The organism is Heliomicrobium modesticaldum Ice1, assembly GCF_000019165.1.
In the GTDB taxonomy this organism is placed as follows: Bacteria; Bacillota; Desulfitobacteriia; order Heliobacteriales; family Heliobacteriaceae; genus Heliomicrobium; species Heliomicrobium modesticaldum.
Map to the genome: position 1 here is coordinate 1047687 of NC_010337.2, position 17168 is coordinate 1064854.

A 17168-nucleotide genomic window follows, 5' to 3' on the forward strand; every position below is an offset into this window, starting at 1 on the left:
CTGCTTTACAACCCTGCCTCTTCCAGACCGGCCTCATCTTTTCCCCTAGCTTTTTCCGCCACAGCGGGCGCGAGCGTATCGGAACGAAGACCACGGCGCAAAGACTCCAAGGCGATCACCTCGGTGACCGGGATGTTGCCCAGGTTGACATTGACGCCGAAGCGCGCGATCAACGCCTGCTGTTGCTCTTTCAGCGGTGCCTCCCAGAGCAGCGCCTGTACATTCCCTACCGCATCGACCATTCTCTCCAGGTCATCGTCCCGAATTTGCCCCTTGGCGTCGTAAAAATTGACCCCTTTTCCTGACTCCCGCCCCTCTACGATCACATAGGAGGCACCTTCGGACAGGTCCTCCCCGATCTGTTGAATGATCGCCGGAAGGGAGAGGAGCTGACGAGGATCTTTTTTGCCGACTTCTGTCAGCACCTGGAAGCCCAGGCCGATCGCTTTTCGGATCAAGGTACGCCGTTCCCGAGGGGTTATGTGGATGGTCCCGTCGGAAATCTCGACCCAGCGGATGTCGACACCCTTCAGGCTGGCCAGCAACTCGTCATAGCCCCCCTGCCAGTAGGCGATCTCACCGAGCGTTCCCCCTACATAGACCTCCACACCGTAGCGCCGGGCGATGTTCACCTTCTGCTCCAGGATCTCGGGGCGGTAGAGGGCCGCTGAACCAAAACCGAGCTTGATAAAATCGATATGCTCGGCGGCCATTTCGAGCAGCTCATGAAACGACACCAACCCGACTCCTTTGTCAAAGACCATGGTCACTCCCTGGAAACGGGGCTTTTCCTGGCGAAACCCCGTCGGCCACGATACCGGCGGAAACCAGAGCGGCTTGCAGGTCATTCTCTCACCTTCCCCAAGTTCTATCTCACCATAGCCTATGAGAATCCCACGAGAAGGTTTGTGAGAATCTTCGGCATTGACAAAAATATCACAAGAACTTGACTGCGTAGGCGCTTTTGCCCAGCACGTCGAAGCTGTATCCCTCATGCTGCAATCGCTCGATGATCTCCGGCAGTGCCTCCACTGTCGTCTTTTTCGCCGGGCTGTCGTGAAAAAGCACGATGACGGCTTTTTGACCTGCCGACTGCCGCGCAACGGCATTGACGATGAGGTCCTTGTCCGGGGTCGCCTTCGACGCATCCAAAGAATCCACATTCCAATCAAAGTACTGATACCCCGCCTCGACGACCCGTCGGGACAAGGCGACCATGAAGCCCCTTCCCGGAGATACACGGTTGTTGGATCCGCCGGGAAATCGTAGGATGTCGGGACGGATGCCCGTCTCTTCCGCGATCAGTTCATCGAGCCGCCGCACATCCTCCATGAAGGCCTCGATGGAGGCATAGACCTTCCCGTAGAGGTGGCTGTAGGTGTGATTGCCCAGGGCATGTCCTTCCCGGGCGATGCGCCGGTAGGCGGCTCTGCCGAAGTCCGTGGCGTTGCCGTTGACAAAAAAGGTGGCTTTCACCTGATACTGCGCCAAGATGTCCAATACAGCCAAGGTATTCTCGCTGGGACCGTCATCGAAGGTCAGATAGGCTGTTTTCTTTTCCGGCACGTTTTCTGTGATCAGGCCGTTGCGGTTCGGATATTGGACCGACCGCAACCGTTCCTTCTCGCGCTGCAGCTGCTCCACCTGCTCGTTTAGTTGCCGGACCTGTCCCCGAAGGGTTTCGATCTCGCTTCGGTACCGGTTCTGCTGTTTCGTCAGCGCCTGGTTGACCAGCCCGGCTTGCCCCAGCAAGGCCAGCAGAGCGACGAGCGTAAAGAGCGCAAGCAGCTGCAGCGCCGTCGCCTTGTCCGCCAGCCGTTGCCCTCCCACAGGCTGACCGCCTCCGAGAGCCTCGGCAGATTCGTATCTCCCTTCCGCCGCAGCCAGCCCGTCCCCCTGCATTTCACACCACCTCGGTGTAAAGGAATTTCCCCTACACCTTATTAAGGGGAACCGAAAGATCTGCCCGCTCGATGATATTGCGCCTGTGGTAATTTATAGAAGCCGAACGCCACAGTTCATCTCATGGAACTGTGGCGTCTGTGTAGGAAGCAAGCTTCGATTGTCAACCCCCGCCGACAGGGGGAAAGAGGGATAAGGTATCACCATCAGAAAGGATATGGTCGATTTCTTTCGAATGGCCGTTGACCATGCAGATGGCCACTTCCTGCTCAGGGATGGCCAGCGCTGAGAGGACCTCGCGAACAGTTGCGCCAAGGGGAACCGCCATATGGCCTGTCGAGAAGCGATTGACACGAAATGTAGCGAAGAGCTTGACAAAGACGGTGATGGACTCCGGCGCGACATTATCTCTTTGATGGTCGCTCATAGCTATCCCCCCGTTTCTTACTCAAAAGTTTATCGGGTCAAAACCTTTTGCACAATATTTAACCTTCATCCTTTTTTGCAGGCGCCCCCTTTTTCCCCTCTGCCCGCGCCTTAATTTCGGCGACGATCCAGATCAGAAGCGGCAGGAGCACCTGAAAGGGAAAGGCGTAGTAGGGGTAGATCGCATCGGCCCAGCGGGCCATCTGCTTCGTGCTGCTGTATATATTCAACGCAAAGAGGAGCGACAGGAAGCCGACGGGCGTCACCAAAAATCGGTAATCGGCGAAGCCAAAGACATGGCAGATGCCCCTGCTGGCCCCCAGCAGGCAGACACAGATTTTGATAAAGCCGGCAAATAGGGTGATCAAAAAGATGACGACCTCTAACCGCTGCAAGAAGTCGCCGATGCTGATTTTCTGAACTGCCAAAAAACCGGGGAAGTAATGGGCGCCATACTGTTCCGATCCGACGACGACCATCACAGTGGTGATGCTCGTGAAAACGGCGAAAAAACCGAGCAACAGCCCCAGCATATACTGCTTCACCACCGAAGCCTGCTTTGAAGAGGGCAGGAGCAACAGAAAAAGCACCATCTCCGCCAAGGGAAAGCTGAACAGATCTATGGCCGCCTGAAAGATTTTTTGGTGGTTTTGATACAGGATCGGATAGAAGCGCTGAATTTCAAATTTCGGCGATAGGAGCAAGAAGGTGACTATGGCGGAGATGATGATCCAGGGAAAATAGATCTCCGCCATCCGCGCAATGACCTCTATGCCCTCTTTGACAGCCCAAATGGCCAATAAGATCAGAAAAAACATGATGACCAGCTTCGGCGTCTCCGGTATGGCCACCACGCTGATGAATTCTCCGAAATTGATGAGCACCAATCCTGATAACGTGAAGGCATAAAAGGCATAGACAAGGATGATCGCCTTACCGATGATCGTTCCAAACAGGCGCGTTGCGATCTCAAGCAGATCCATCCCCGCGTTGAGCGATAAGATGCGCCCATAGACAACGACCATGGGCAAGGCGAAGACCAGCGCCAGCAAGGCGGCGATCCACAAATCCTGCTTGGCTTTGGCACCGATCGGCAGGATCAGGCTGCTGCCGATGATGAACAAGACGATCAAGTATATGCCCTGCTTGAAGGAAACCTGCTCCTTGCCCTTCCCCCTGACCGGACTCTTCATTGATGCCCCACCAGCGACGCCAGCCCAAGCCATTGTTCCAGCACATCGGCGATGCTGATCATCGATTCCTGGAAGAGCATCAAGGCCATCCACACAAGGCCGGGGAAGAGGAAGGCGAGGTAAACAGCCAGTTCCTTCCTTCGTTTAGACCGGTTCAGATGCACGGCATCCACCAACCCGAAGAGGATGAAGAGGGACAGGACAAAAAACTTCAATCCTACTCACCGACTTTGGTAGGTTCTGACAAGAGAGCGCTGCCTTTGAGCTTGAAATTGACGATCGTCCGAACCTCCAGATCCGGAAAAAGTCGCCCCCATCCCGTCTGCTCGATGGCTTCCCATAAGTCCGGGCGTCTGCGATAAATCATCTGTCCAAAACCGAAGACATCTGTTTGATACTTCTCCTGAACCTCGCGGATCGTCTCTTGAAGCTCTCGTGCCAGTTGCTTGTTCGCTTTCTCTGTCAGTTCTTCTTTTTTTTCTAAGCTGATCACATCTTTTTCAGTCGATATCTCGGCAATATCGGCCAAAGGCTCCACAGTCAGCTCGATGACGGGACGATGGCCTTCCACATGTAACTGACGCTTCGTATCGCTCCGGTAGATTTCCAGGCTCACCTTTGTTTTCGGCTCTTCCGTGCTGATGGCGATCAGCCCTCCCCCTTTCATCCGATCCCGGATAAAGAGCAGGTTCCGCGTCTGATCGGCATCTAAGTATCCTACCAGCCGTTCGCCCCGAAACAAAGCGGTGCCCCCGATCTGAGGGATTTTATCACCGGCGTTTTCCGCCGTTTGCACGAGCGGAGCCGTCGCCCCAATACCGGGTGACTCCATTTCCTCCACGAAATCGCCGACCGTGCTGGATAATAGTTTCCCCGAGTTACTATATCTTCGCAATGCTTCCTCCAGTTGCATCGACACCGTGTCGAAGAGTTTTGACTTGGTCTTCAAAATGTCACTTGCCTTCTCGCCCCTCGTAACGAGGATCCATGTCTGTAGACGAACCTCGGCATCACGGTTGATCCAGTCGATGAGCTGGATCATGCCGTCTTTCGCCATTTCCTCGCTGACGATGAAGGCCTTCGCATGACTCCAGTAGAGCCTTTTTCCTGTCTTGGCGATCATGTTTCTGACCGCTTCAAAGACCGTTTTCCCGTAGCTCTCGAAACGCTGGGGACGAATCCCCAGCGTGCCGCTGCCTTCGGTTTTCTCCCCCGTTTTCGTGCTCATCAGTTCAACAGTCAGATGAATGCCTTCGTCCTGTTTATCAAAAGCGGCGCCGACGACGATGGCCAGTTCGCGGATCTCCCTGTAGTTCCAGCAGCCGGCCGACGGCAGGATGAGACACAGACAGACCACGAGAAGAAAGAGGCGCAGGCCTGCACTCATGGTTTCGGTCTCCCCGGATCGGCCAACCGCTTGTCATTGGGGGTGAGCAGCCGCGGGCGATAAGTCATCCACCACCAAGGGGCGCGGATGGCCGTGTCTTTCAGGTCTTGTAGCCGGATGGACGTGATGCTGTCTAGGTAATTGACACCGAAGCTGCGGATGCCGGCCAGGTGGATGGTCAAGGCGATTACGGCGAAGATATAGCCGAATAAGCCAAGAAAGGACGCGGCGAACAAAAAAAACAGGCTGAGCAAAAAGGCGACGCCGGGCATTTCAGGGACGATAAAACTGGTGATCCCCGTCACTGCCGCCACGATGACCATGGGCGCGCTGATGATCTTGGCCGTCACGGCCGCATCGCCCAGGACCAGGGCCCCGACGATGCTCACGGCCTGTCCGACCGGGGAGGGCAACCGTATCCCCGCCTCCCGAAGGATTTGAAAAGCCGTGAGCATCAAAAAGGCCTCGACCACCGTAGGAAAGGGCACGCCTTCTTTGGCGGCGGAGATGCTGAACAACAGCCGGGTCGGGATCATCTCCTGATGGAAAGCGGTCAGGGCTACGAATATGGCAGGCGTGCTTGTCGTCAAGAAGAAGCTCAGGTAGCGCAGCAGCCGGTTGACAGTGCTGTAATAAAAATTTTCGTAGTAATCTTTGTTTGCCTGGAAGTATTCGATGAAGAGGTAAGGCAGGGTGATGACGAAGGGGGAACCGTCGACGACGATGAGGATCCTGCCCTCCAATAGCTTTCCTACCGCCGTATCCGGCCGTTCTGTCGTCCCAAGCGTTTCAAAGGGGGAGAGCGGGGCGTCGCGGATCAGCTCAATGATGTACTCCGCCTCTAAGATGCCGTCCAGTTGCACCTTGTCCAGGCGGCGCTGAAGTTCTTCAAGCAACTCTTTTCGGCTCACGCCCTCCAGGTAAACGATGCAGATCTTTGTCTTCGTCCGCGTTCCGATCTCCCGGTAAACCATCTTCAGGTTTGGGTTGGGCACTTTGCGGCGAATCATGGCCAGGTTGGTCACGATGTTCTCGATGAACCCTTCCCGAGGGCCCCGGACGACCCGTTCCGTCTCCGGTTCGCTGATGGCGCGCTTCTCCCAGCCCTTCGCTTCGATCTGGATGACAGCGTCGGCGCTGTCGAGGACCAAGAGCACATTGCCGTACAAGAGCGCCTGGATGGCCGGACGTACCTTCGCTACTGTGGTCACATTTCCGGCGCTGATGATTCGTTTCACGAACAGGGACAGCAGTTCGTCGTCAGGCACCTGCTGCCAGCGGACATCTTGCAGTCGCGTCAGCACATTTTCATGGAGCAGATCGCTGTCCACCATACCGTCCACATAGACGACACAGCAGCGATGATTGTCTTGTCCTTCTAGCGTCAGCGGACGGTAGATGATCAGGTCATCGTTGGCGAGAATCTTTTTTAATATCCTCATATTCTCGTCGTAGGAACAGCTGAAGGTATCCGGTATCTGCAGTTGACCGGCTGAAGCCTGCAAAGACCGTCTGAGCCTCACCGTTCCCCTTTCATCCACGGGACGCCCCCCTTTCCCCGCTAGTGTACCCTCTGACATTGACTTTACTACAAGCTTTGCCTCTCGCTCATCCTTTCAGCAAGCCCGTCTCTTCGGAGAAACTGAAGACGGTTCTTCTCAAATGGACGGGAGAAAAAACAAGCTCGCCATTCACATCCCGATGTGAATGGCGCTTGTTCGGTGCGCCCGGCATGGGCGTTGTCTCTAGGGTGGAAGTCCCGAACGCCGAAGGTGGCAGTAGGCGTTAGCTTAAGGCAAGGGTGTCCGCCGCGAGGCGGAATCTGAAGGAAGCCAGCGGCAAACCTCCGGCCCGAGGACCACGAACCCCAGGTGAGGCTAGCGGCAGTTGGATGAGCTTGCCGAACAAAGCGAAGTCCTTGTCACCGAAGGCTGCCGAGAGTAAATGGGGCGGGTAGATGGAGGGAAAGGCAACGTTCTTACCCGGGGAGGCCTGCCGGGGGACCAAGTAACTTGGGAAACCACGCCGAAAGGCGTGGCTGAACCGGCAGGAGTCAGCAGAGGTCATAGTAGGCTGGCCCGACGTCCGGCCAGATGAAGGACCGAACATGATGGAAGGGGAAGCGACGATGCGTTCGCGTGACGCGCAGAGACAGCCGAATATCCCGAAAGGGAACTGCCAACGGGAGGAAGCGGTGAATCCGCAGGGGACCGGTGGAGTGCCGAGCGCGTTACCGGCACAAGAAGCGAAGCAACCCCGCGAAGAGACGTATGACCTGATGGAGAAAGTCGTCGAACGAGGGAACATGACGGAAGCGTATAAGCGAGTCATGGCCAACAAAGGCGCGGCCGGAATCGACGGTATGGGGCTAGAATCCCTGCGCCCGTACCTAAAAGAGGAATGGTCGCGCATTAAACAGGAATTGTTGGAGGGGACCTATCGACCGCAACCGGTCCGGCGGGTTGAAATTCCCAAACCCCAAGGCGGAACACGGAAGCTGGGCATTCCCACTGTCGTCGATCGACTGATCCAACAGGCCCTGAACCAGATCCTGATGCCGATCTTCGACCCTGACTTTTCCACGAACAGCTACGGATTTCGTCCGGGAAAGAGTGCGCACCAAGCGGTGAAGAAAGCGAAGGAATACATCGCCGACGGCTACCGATGGGTGGTTGACATGGACCTGGCCCAGTTCTTTGATCGCGTCAATCACGACATTCTCATGGCGCGCGTAGCGCGCAAGGTGAAGGACAAACGAATCTTGAAGTTGATCCGAGAATACCTCAAGGCCGGGGTCATGCTCAACGGGATTCGTGTGAAGAGCGAGGAAGGAACACCCCAGGGAGGTCCACTCAGCCCTTTGCTGGCGAACATCATCCTGGATGATTTGGATAAGGCACTGGAAAGCCGGGGACATCGCTTCTGCCGGTACGCCGACGACTGTAACGTCTACGTCCGCAGTCGACGGGCAGGGCAACGAGTGATGGAGGGTATGGCAAAGTTTCTGGAGGGGCGGTTAAAACTGCAGGTCAACTGGGAGAAAAGCGCAGTCGACCGACCCTGGAACCGAAAGTTTCTGGGGTTTTCATTTACGTGGCATAAGGCAGCAAAGATTCGGCTCGCCCCCCAAACGGTGAAACGGGTGAAAGAGAAGATCCGCCAGTTCACTGGGCGGAACCGAAGCATTGCGATGGAGGACCGACTGGTCACCCTCAACCAATACCTGAAAGGCTGGATGGGCTACTTTCGACTCATTGACACGCCAAGCGTACTTAAAGAGTTGGATGAGTGGCTTCGCCGACGACTGCGGATGTGCCTGCTCAAGCAATGGAAGCGCCCGAAGACACGAAGACGAAACTTAGTGGCGTTGGGGATCCCGGAGGAATGGGCATGCAACATCAGCGGCTCACGAAAAGGATATTGGCGTCTGTCCTTGACCCCGCAAATGAATAAAGCCCTTGGCCTCGCCTACTGGCGGGAACAGGGCTTAGTCAGTTTAGTCGAAACATACCAATCTCATCGTCAACCAGCATGAACCGCCGTATACCGAACGGTACGTACGGTGGTGTGAGAGGACGGGGGTTAATCACCCCCTCCTACTCGATGTGCGCCCGGCATGGGCGTTGTCTCTAGGGTGGAAGTCCCGAACGCCGAAGGTGGCAGTAGGCGTTAGCTTAAGGCAAGGGTGTCCGCCGCGAGGCGGAATCTGAAGGAAGCCAGCGGCAAACCTCCGGCCCGAGGACCACGAACCCCAGGTGAGGCTAGCGGCAGTTGGATGAGCTTGCCGAACAAAGCGAAGTCCTTGTCACCGAAGGCTGCCGAGAGTAAATGGGGCGGGTAGATGGAGGGAAAGGCAACGTTCTTACCCCGGGGAGGCCTGCCGGGGGACCAAGTAACTTGGGAAACCACGCCGAAAGGCGTGGCTGAACCGGCAGGAGTCAGCAGAGGTCATAGTAGGCTGGCCCGACGTCCGGCCAGATGAAGGACCGAACATGATGGAAGGGGAAGCGACGATGCGTTCGCGTGACGCGCAGAGACAGCCGAATATCCCGAAAGGGAACTGCCAACGGGAGGAAGCGGTGAATCCGCAGGGGACCGGTGGAGTGCCGAGCGCGTTACCGGCACAAGAAGCGAAGCAACCCCGCGAAGAGACGTATGACCTGATGGAGAAAGTCGTCGAACGAGGGAACATGACGGAAGCGTATAAGCGAGTCATGGCCAACAAAGGCGCGGCCGGAATCGACGGTATGGGGCTAGAATCCCTGCGCCCGTACCTAAAAGAGGAATGGTCGCGCATTAAACAGGAATTGTTGGAGGGGACCTATCGACCGCAACCGGTCCGGCGGGTTGAAATTCCCAAACCCCAAGGCGGAACACGGAAGCTGGGCATTCCCACTGTCGTCGATCGACTGATCCAACAGGCCCTGAACCAGATCCTGATGCCGATCTTCGACCCTGACTTTTCCACGAACAGCTACGGATTTCGTCCGGGAAAGATTGCGCACCAAGCGGTGAAGAAAGCGAAGGAATACATCGCCGACGGCTACCGATGGGTGGTTGACATGGACCTGGCCCAGTTCTTTGATCGCGTCAATCACGACATTCTCATGGCGCGCGTAGCGCGCAAGGTGAAGGACAAACGAATCTTGAAGTTGATCCGAGAATACCTCAAGGCCGGGGTCATGCTCAACGGGATTCGTGTGAAGAGCGAGGAAGGAACACCCCAGGGAGGTCCACTCAGCCCTTTGCTGGCGAACATCATCCTGGATGATTTGGATAAGGCACTGGAAAGCCGGGGACATCGCTTCTGCCGGTACGCCGATGACTGTAACGTCTACGTCCGCAGTCGACGGGCAGGGCAACGAGTGATGGAGGGTATGGCGAAGTTTCTGGAAGGGCGTCTAAAACTGCAGGTCAACTGGGAGAAAAGCGCAGTCGACCGACCCTGGAACCGAAAGTTTCTGGGGTTTTCATTTACGTGGCACAAGGCAGCAAAGATTCGGCTCGCCCCCCAAACGGTGAAACGGGTGAAAGAGAAGATTCGCCAGTTCACTGGGCGGAGTCGAAGCATCGCGATGGAGGACCGACTGGACACCCTCAACCAATACCTGAAAGGCTGGATGGGCTACTTTCGACTCATTGATACGCCAAGCGTACTTAAAGAGCTGGATGAGTGGCTTCGCCGACGACTGCGGATGTGCTTGCTCAAGCAATGGAAGCGCCCGAAGACACGAAGACGAAACTTAGTGGCGTTGGGCATTCCGGAGGAATGGGCATGCAACATCAGCGGCTCACGAAAAGGATATTGGCGTCTGGCCTTGACCCCGCAAATGAATAAAGCCCTTGGCCTCGCCTACTGGCGGGAACAGGGCTTAGTCAGTTTAGTCGAAACATACCAATCTCATCGTCAACCAGCATGAACCGCCGTATACCGAACGGTACGTACGGTGGTGTGAGAGGACGGGGGTTAATCACCCCCTCCTACTCGATCTTTCTTACACTACCTGGTTTTATGCTGTTTATGTCGGCGAATGCGTTGATTGGCGGGAGTGGGTAGGAATCGAACCTACCGCGCCCGGGTTGGCCGCGCGCCACGTGGGTTTGAAGCCCAGGGAGGACACCAGTCCTCATTCACCCCCAAAAAACTCTATAACTAACTCAACTTTCGCAGTTGCGAATCTGTTGTTACCTGTGATAAGTTAAAATTTTGACAAAAATAAAGCAAAGCATCCTTTCTATCAAGCCCCCTAATTGAATTTGAGCAAAGACCCCCTAGTGGGCTACAATGAGAACACATGGAGGGGTCAAGAACATGAGACGAAATCGATACCCAAAAGAACTGAAGGAACAGCTGATCCAAGAAGCCATGGAAGCGGGAAATGCAACACAAGTGGCCCGCCGACATGGGATCGATCCGAAACGGCTGTATTACTGGATTCGAGAATCACAGCACAAGGGCTTCCAAGAAGCACCGGCGGACGCAAAACAAATTGCTCCGTATGTGCCGTCCGCACAAGAATTTAAGCGATTGGAATCCGAAAACATAGCACTGAAAAAGCTACTCGGCGAAAAGACATTAGAAATCCAAATATTGCAAGATTTGATAAAAAAGAAGAACCCGAGCTATCGGAAAAATTAGAAGTTGCCGATGAATGGGTAGCTCGGGAGGAAGCCAGCAATGCCTTTATCTTGCGTGTCATCGGCATTCACGAAGCCACCTACTACGCTCGGCGCCAACGTCTACAGAGAGAACCGAAAGAGCGCACAAACAATGGCGGACGGCCGCAACCAGGGTATTCATGGACACAAGACGGAAAGCGAATCAGCGATGAACAAATTAAGGAATACCTAATGGAACTCATCGCTGGCGAAGAAAGCATCTACGGATATCGAAAGCTGGGAATCTGCCTTCATAAACAGCATCAGTTGATCATCAACCATAAAAAAACCTATCGACTATGCAAAGAGTTAGACATCCTATCGCCACAACGCCAGATCAAGGCCAAACATCCGCGCCGGATGGCGCGCAACCGAATCATTACCGCCTCCAACGAACTCTGGGAGATGGACATCAAATACGGCTACATCGCCGGTGAAGATCGCTTCTTCTATCTCATGTCGCTCATCGATGTCTATGATCGCTCTATTGTAGATTACCACATCGGGTTAAATTGTGAAGGTGCTGACGCAGCCAATACGCTGAAACGGGCGTTGTGGAAACGAAACTGCTTTGAAAAAGAAAAGAAGCCAATTGTGCGAACCGACAATGGATCGCAGTTTATCAGCCGTGTGTTTGAGGAAACGTGCGAACAATACCAGGTTGAACACGAACGAATTCCCCCAAAGACGCCGAACAAAAACGCCCATATCGAATCGTTTCATGCAAATCTGGAACGCGAGTGCTACATCAAGCATACCTTTGAATCCTACCAAGACGCCTACCAAGTGGTTGGAGAATACATTGACTTTTATAACCAGAGGCGAATCCATGGCAGCCTCTACAATATGTCCCCTGCGGAGTTTTGTCGACAGCTGGCGGATGGGAACGTACCCGCTTTTATTGTCACACTGTAGCATAGGTGCCGCACTATAGACCAGGCAGGCTAAAGCGCAAAGCCCGACGTCAACCGCCTAATTGACGTTCCCTATACAGGCCGACGTCTGTCAAGGGACGCCGAAGGCGTGGCGAAGCCCTTGCCCTTGATAGACGTTGGTCTGTATAGGACCCTGTAAGAGGCGGTGACGGCAGCCCCCCGAATTAGCGCAATCGTCAATTTTGTGAGACTCTACGAAAAACAGCGAATAAGGGGTCTACGCTCTAGAATTAGGGGGTTGAACCGCTTTTCTCTGGCATAATGAGGTCACCACACCAAAATTATGAGAAAGGAAAGGTGCTTAGCTTGACCTCTAGTGTACCAGTTATCGGAGAAGAAAAGCAACAGGTATCAAGAATAACCCGCTTCATCCAACGTTTTGGAGTTATCGGTTTGTTACAAAAAGCCGGAATTACTAAAACAAAAGGTTTTTCCGTGGAATGCGTTATAGATTTTCTCTTAACGTTGGTATTTATTCACAAAAACCTGTACCGGACCATGGTAGCACAAAACAATATTCCTCCTTTTGCGAAAGACACAGCCTATCGTTTACTCAATGACCCGCGGTGGGAGTGGATCGGTTTTCTTTTGACGTTAGGGGCAACTATAACCGCATGGTTTAAAACGTTAACGTCTGAGCAACGAGTGAAAGCCATCATCTTTGACGACAGCGCCTACGTTCGAGATCGTAGCAAAAAAGTGGAACTGCTTGCGCGAGTCAAGGACCATGTGACAGGTCGTTATTTTAAGGGTTTTCGAATGTTAACGGCAGGGTGGACCGATGGTGCTTCCTTCGTTCCATTATCCTTTGCCCTGTTAAGTTCTTCGAGGGAGAAAAATCGACTGTATGAGCAAGGACCGGACGTCCCCAAAGGCTCACACGGTGAAACACGTCGGAAACAAGCGATTCAACCGGCCACTGCAGTAATGCTGGAAATGTTTCAGCAAATTCTTACCCAAGTTCAGGACTTTCAGTATGTCCTTTTTGATAGTTGGTTTAGCTGGCCCGATGTGATTAAAGGCATTTGTCAGCATCAACGGCACGTAATCTGCATGTTAAAAGACATGCCTCATATCGTATACGGTTATGAAGGTAAGGAGTATCGTCTATCCGACTTGTATCAAGCGATCGGTCGGCAAACCCGAAATAAAGCATACATTTCATCCGTACTTGTCTCCTATTATGGATTACCGGCTCGTGTGGTATTTGTCCGAAACCGAAACGGCGGAAAACGGGAATGGTTGGCCCTTCTCACTACAGATACAGCGATTTCCGAAGAAGAAGTCATCCGAGTTTACGGACTCCGATGGGACATTGAAGTCTTTTTCAAGGCGTGTAAGTCTTTTTTGGGTCTCGCAAAAGAATGTCAATCTCGAACCTATGACGCGATGGTGGCTCATACCGCGATGGTTTTCCTGCGTCATATGCTCCTCACTGTGGAAAACCGTGAACAGAACGATAGTCGTGCTCATGGCGAACTATTCTACCTGTACTGTGATGAAGTCGCCGATCTGGAATTTTCACGTGCGTTTTTTATGATCATTGACTTGCTTACCCAGACGCTTAGAGAAAATCTCTTTCTTTCTGACGCCGTTATAGGTCAATTAATTGATTCGTTTATGGATAAATTACCCTTATCGTTAAAAAATAGGTTATGCATTCGGGCCGCATGATTTTTCACTTTTGTCAACTGCGAAAGTTGAGTAACTAAAAATACTAAGTTTCTTCTTCTTATTATAACACTACTAAAAAAAATATAGCTGTTATCTTAAAACACAAAAGAAGGAATCGCTATTATCCTTCTTTTGTGTTTTAAATTCTTCTTAATATCGCTTATTATTAACTATCCTTTCATAAACTTCGAAACATACAAACCTTGATAAAACCCTGGGTGCAGTAAAATTCTTAAGTCTCTGTTAAACACAGATCTATCGTTTCTGATTATTGAGTACAGTTCCCGTTCCCTACAGAACCTACGCAATCGAAATAGCACCAAGCAAATGAGCGACCTCTTACGGTTAACCGATTTAATGGCGATACCAATTCTCTCTTTAAATGTTTAAATTATCCAGTCGACAGTTGCATTTATCCTACGCAAGTTTATGGAAAAAAACACCTTGTTTATACCAGTGCTTCGATAGGCAATCCCACCCTTTCACCCTTGGTCAGCTAGGCAGTAGATAAGCCCCACTCCCAGACCCAACGATATAGATGTAAAGATACCCACCTCGTCGCTTCGCGCATCTCATCAATGAGATATCGAAGCGGCACATCTCGATGACGAGAGGCAGGGAGGTGGTGAAAGAAAAACAATCGCTTAAGATTAAAAGCCAGCACTTGAAATCCGATCATCGCTTTGATCGCCACCGAATCGTGCACGAAGCAGTGGTCCAAGGCGTTGAACGTCTTAAGGTTGCGAAATCCAATATTCTCAATATCCCAACGAGCGGCGGCAATTTGTGCGATCGTCTGGGTATCCGCTTTTTCGGATGAGCATGTGGTTGCTATCCAGCGCTCCACCACATCAGTGACAAAGACTTCTTTGTTTGCTTCGATGACTGTCTTGTTGGTATGACGAATGATTTTTACGATTCGCATGGGCACGCGAACTTGCGGCCATTGTGCCAATCCCTCTTCGTCCCAAGCTTGAACGTAAACGGTATTCCCTTTTCCATCTCTTTCTTCCCAAGTGGAGTCCGGAAGCCGGTTCGCAAAGCAGGCATTTGCCTCTTTCATTATCCGTCGACGTTCTTCTTTCATGCGAACAACTACATGAGCGCCTGCATCCAGAGCGGCATGAATGACGGGTGCTTTGGCAAACAGCGCGTCTAACGTGTATACATCCGTTATTTTTCCATAGGTCTCGGCCATACGTCGGATCAATCGTTGGGCGACGGTGGTTTCTCCTTCATCCTTGTCCACCCCATCCTGAGGCTTTCGCATTTCCCAGTCATAAATCAGGTTCGCGTTGCCGCCAACCTGTTGAGCGACTACGACCGCATGATAATAGTCGGTGGTTTTGTCGCGGTGTTCGCGCGTAAGGCATTCGGGACAACGATAGGCCTTGGTGTGGAATAACTCCACGCCATCGATGGCAGTCACTCGCCAACCATTGATGCTTTCCTTCTGCGGGCCGCGTTGCTCCTTATATCGCTGGATCACACAGTTATGCTGCTTTCGTTGCTCTTTTAGATCCCATTTCATCAAGGCTTGTCGCACCGTATCATGTGATGGCAATCGAATGTTTTTGGGAACCAATTGACGGAATACCCCGGTTTTTTGCCAACGGTCCATCTGCTCCATACTTTCCATACAGAAAAAGGCGCCAAAAAAAGCGACGGTAAAAATGGCTGGGGCTTTGATACGGGGTTGTTTGCGACCATCCTTTGCTTGACGGACCATCTGCGAAAAGCCATATACCTTTGAGGCGTACTGCGTAAAATGTTGAATTAGTCGGCCCGCTTTTTTTCCACCAGGTGTTCTACAAAAAATTTTCTGGACTTCTTCGAGTGGCTGTGCTACGCTTTGCACTGAGGATTCCCCCTTTGTTCAGTGTTTTGCTTTGCAACCACTCACTTCGACAAAGGTAACGGGAATCCTTTAAAATTTTCTGGAAATTAATCTAATTACATCCATTTTCCCGTGGGAATTGTCGCGTTTTCATGACAATTCTCCAACAGCGCCTCAGACAGGGGATTAGCAGACTTTTTTATTAAAGATGCGTGGGTTCTGCGTTCCCTAGAACTATAATTAACATTTGCAATTAACCCAAAACTATATAATAACTTTAATAATTTTTCGGAATCCAGCATTATTTCTCCCTCATAACGAGTGTACTTGGATTTGAAATCAGTAATAGAAAAGGTATTTCTACCAAATAACCTTAAGAGTTCATAAAGCGAATCTAAACTTTTTACTTTTGGAGACAATTCATTTGCTACTTCAGATAATAACCATAATGAATATTCTTTTTCTGCATTTAGTATTGTTCGATAATCCAATCTTTTGTTTTGGTTTAATTCTTGCTGAATTTTAATACAAAATTGCATAAAATCCCTAGGTCTATGAAAAGTTCTGTGAATAATATATTTAAACACCTGTTGTGCGTTTCCGTTTTCTAATATATAAATATTTTGTTGATTAAAAAAGTAATCACTAAATGCATTGGTGTTCTCTAATTTTGGAATGCTATTTGTAATTCTTTTGTTAATCAATTGAAGTAGGCGAGGATTATTCCAGTCTGTTCTATTAACAATAGACCAATTTAAAAAGTATTTAAATTGGTCCCATCGGGCACTTTCCGCATCGTAGTTGTTAAATGAATTGAAAATATCAGACCTTAAATATGCAATGGCTTTGACTGGTATATCCATACCTCTAAAACTTTGGTCTATGTCATATATTGTTTTAAATAAACTAATTAGAGCCTGAAAATAACTATCTGTGTTAGTGTACGCAGTGTAGTTATCATCTAATTGGTCAAATTGAACAATGTACCTATTAATTGAATTTACCTTTAAATAAGCAACAATTGTTTCATATAACATTCTATTTACCTTGGTAATATTATCAAATCCATCTGAGTAATTAATTTGCTCGGTTTTTTCATGCATGTGTTCACCGTGGAATTTTAATCCATTTGCTGTCTTTGATGTGCCTAGCGTAATTTGCTTATGTACATCTTTAATGTCTTTCCCAAAAACATGGTCTACATAATTTTTTATTTGTTTAAATGCAGTATCTACAATGCTTGTTGAATCCGTAACAATTTGTTTTGCAATTTCAGATAAAATTATATTTCTCCAAATACTTTGGTATTGATTTGGTTTTGAAAAATTATCATCACTTAATTTTAACAATTTTTCAAAAGGAAATTCCTTAAAAGACAAGTTTGATACTAACGCCCCTCTGTTACTTTGTTGTGAATAGATCCAATTATAGATAGCAGATTTACCAGTTCCTTTTCTTCCAATAACAAAAAAGACATCTTTTTCAACAATATTTTCCCAATAGTTTTCATCTAAAAAATATCGATATAAATTTTTGTCGTATAATCCATCAATGTCTCCAAAATCAATAGTTGAAAACTCCTCAGATTTTGTCCTTGAATTAACAATCATTGATATTCCCCCAAATAAATTTGTTTTCTTATAATAACATGGATT

The 17168-nt window shown here is 50.7% G+C and carries 14 protein-coding genes and 1 tRNA gene; 5 read left to right on the top strand and 10 right to left on the bottom strand.

The genetic code is table 11. From position 1 onward, the window contains the following. Positions 1-5: 5 nt before the first annotated feature. From comA to HM1_RS04700, 7 genes are all read right to left on the bottom strand, one after another. Positions 6-848 carry a phosphosulfolactate synthase gene (gene comA, locus HM1_RS04670; RefSeq protein ID WP_012282148.1) on the bottom strand — a complete coding sequence of 281 codons (843 nt, stop codon included), beginning with the start codon at positions 846-848 and terminating at the stop codon, positions 6-8. A gap of 88 nt (positions 849-936) precedes the next feature. Continuing rightward, complete coding sequence (locus HM1_RS04675; RefSeq protein ID WP_012282149.1) at positions 937-1902, bottom strand: polysaccharide deacetylase family protein; 966 nt, start codon at positions 1900-1902, stop codon at positions 937-939. Positions 1903-2065: 163 nt separating this feature from the next. Next, entirely contained in the window at positions 2066-2329 is a 264-nt protein-coding gene (locus HM1_RS04680) for a MoaD/ThiS family protein (RefSeq protein WP_012282150.1), read from the bottom strand. Positions 2330-2387: 58 nt separating this feature from the next. Further along, on the bottom strand, positions 2388-3521 hold the full coding sequence (locus HM1_RS04685; RefSeq protein ID WP_012282151.1) for a GerAB/ArcD/ProY family transporter: 1134 nt from the start codon (positions 3519-3521) through the stop codon (positions 2388-2390). Further along, positions 3518-3736, bottom strand: a complete 219-nt coding sequence (locus tag HM1_RS04690; protein ID WP_012282152.1) for a hypothetical protein — start codon at positions 3734-3736, stop codon at positions 3518-3520. The genes HM1_RS04685 and HM1_RS04690 overlap by 4 nt, the downstream gene beginning before the upstream one ends. A 2-nt stretch (positions 3737-3738) precedes the next feature. Then, positions 3739-4908 (bottom strand): Ger(x)C family spore germination protein, encoded by a 1170-nt coding sequence (locus tag HM1_RS04695; RefSeq protein WP_041313347.1) that lies wholly within the window; start codon positions 4906-4908, stop codon positions 3739-3741. Then, positions 4905-6449: a spore germination protein gene (locus tag HM1_RS04700; protein ID WP_187147809.1), complete on the bottom strand. Its 1545-nt coding sequence runs from the start codon at positions 6447-6449 to the stop codon at positions 4905-4907. The genes HM1_RS04695 and HM1_RS04700 overlap by 4 nt, the downstream gene beginning before the upstream one ends. A 566-nt stretch (positions 6450-7015) precedes the next feature. Between HM1_RS04700 and ltrA (HM1_RS04705) the strand changes: the two genes are divergently transcribed. After that, positions 7016-8443 (top strand): group II intron reverse transcriptase/maturase, encoded by a 1428-nt coding sequence (gene ltrA / locus HM1_RS04705; RefSeq protein ID WP_012281204.1) that lies wholly within the window; start codon positions 7016-7018, stop codon positions 8441-8443. 457 nt (positions 8444-8900) lie between these two features. Beyond that, a complete protein-coding gene (gene ltrA, locus HM1_RS04710) occupies positions 8901-10328 on the top strand; it encodes a group II intron reverse transcriptase/maturase (protein WP_012282157.1) in 1428 nt (475 codons plus the stop codon). A 121-nt stretch (positions 10329-10449) separates the two neighbouring features. Here ltrA (HM1_RS04710) and HM1_RS04715 read toward each other — a convergent pair. Then, positions 10450-10547 (bottom strand) — tRNA-Sec (locus tag HM1_RS04715). A 173-nt stretch (positions 10548-10720) separates the two neighbouring features. On the opposite strand from HM1_RS04715, the gene HM1_RS04720 reads away from it, so the two are divergent. The 3 genes from HM1_RS04720 to HM1_RS04730 all read left to right on the top strand — a co-directional run bounded on the left by HM1_RS04720 (position 10721) and on the right by HM1_RS04730 (position 13676). Next, positions 10721-11047 carry a transposase gene (locus HM1_RS04720; protein WP_012281778.1) on the top strand — a complete coding sequence of 109 codons (327 nt, stop codon included), beginning with the start codon at positions 10721-10723 and terminating at the stop codon, positions 11045-11047. Positions 11048-11097: 50 nt separating this feature from the next. Then, the gene (locus HM1_RS04725; RefSeq protein WP_012282158.1) at positions 11098-11982 is read left to right on the top strand and encodes an IS3 family transposase; all 885 of its coding nucleotides are present in this window, start codon (positions 11098-11100) and stop codon (positions 11980-11982) included. Between the two features lie 317 nt (positions 11983-12299). Then, the gene (locus tag HM1_RS04730; RefSeq protein ID WP_187147810.1) at positions 12300-13676 is read left to right on the top strand and encodes an IS4 family transposase; all 1377 of its coding nucleotides are present in this window, start codon (positions 12300-12302) and stop codon (positions 13674-13676) included. A 496-nt stretch (positions 13677-14172) separates the two neighbouring features. On the opposite strand, the gene HM1_RS15090 is transcribed toward HM1_RS04730, so the two are convergent. Together HM1_RS15090 and HM1_RS04740 are read right to left on the bottom strand one after the other, a co-directional pair. Continuing rightward, positions 14173-15534 (bottom strand): transposase, encoded by a 1362-nt coding sequence (locus tag HM1_RS15090; RefSeq protein ID WP_012281426.1) that lies wholly within the window; start codon positions 15532-15534, stop codon positions 14173-14175. Positions 15535-15629: 95 nt separating this feature from the next. Beyond that, the gene (locus HM1_RS04740; RefSeq protein ID WP_012282160.1) at positions 15630-17123 is read right to left on the bottom strand and encodes a P-loop ATPase, Sll1717 family; all 1494 of its coding nucleotides are present in this window, start codon (positions 17121-17123) and stop codon (positions 15630-15632) included. Between the last annotated feature and the right edge of the window lie 45 nt (positions 17124-17168).

What these genes read in the sequence shown, in the direction of transcription:
- comA (WP_012282148.1), bottom strand. Translation starts at nt 848, where the DNA reads ATGACCTGCAAGCCGCTCTGGTTTCCGCCGGTATCGTGGCCGACGGGG.
- HM1_RS04675 (WP_012282149.1), bottom strand. Translation starts at nt 1,902, where the DNA reads ATGCAGGGGGACGGGCTGGCTGCGGCGGAAGGGAGATACGAATCTGCC.
- HM1_RS04680 (WP_012282150.1), bottom strand. Translation starts at nt 2,329, where the DNA reads ATGAGCGACCATCAAAGAGATAATGTCGCGCCGGAGTCCATCACCGTC.
- HM1_RS04685 (WP_012282151.1), bottom strand. Translation starts at nt 3,521, where the DNA reads ATGAAGAGTCCGGTCAGGGGGAAGGGCAAGGAGCAGGTTTCCTTCAAG.
- HM1_RS04695 (WP_041313347.1), bottom strand. Translation starts at nt 4,908, where the DNA reads ATGAGTGCAGGCCTGCGCCTCTTTCTTCTCGTGGTCTGTCTGTGTCTC.
- ltrA (WP_012281204.1), top strand. Translation starts at nt 7,016, where the DNA reads ATGATGGAAGGGGAAGCGACGATGCGTTCGCGTGACGCGCAGAGACAG.
- ltrA (WP_012282157.1), top strand. Translation starts at nt 8,901, where the DNA reads ATGATGGAAGGGGAAGCGACGATGCGTTCGCGTGACGCGCAGAGACAG.
- HM1_RS04720 (WP_012281778.1), top strand. Translation starts at nt 10,721, where the DNA reads ATGAGACGAAATCGATACCCAAAAGAACTGAAGGAACAGCTGATCCAA.
- HM1_RS04740 (WP_012282160.1), bottom strand. Translation starts at nt 17,123, where the DNA reads ATGATTGTTAATTCAAGGACAAAATCTGAGGAGTTTTCAACTATTGAT.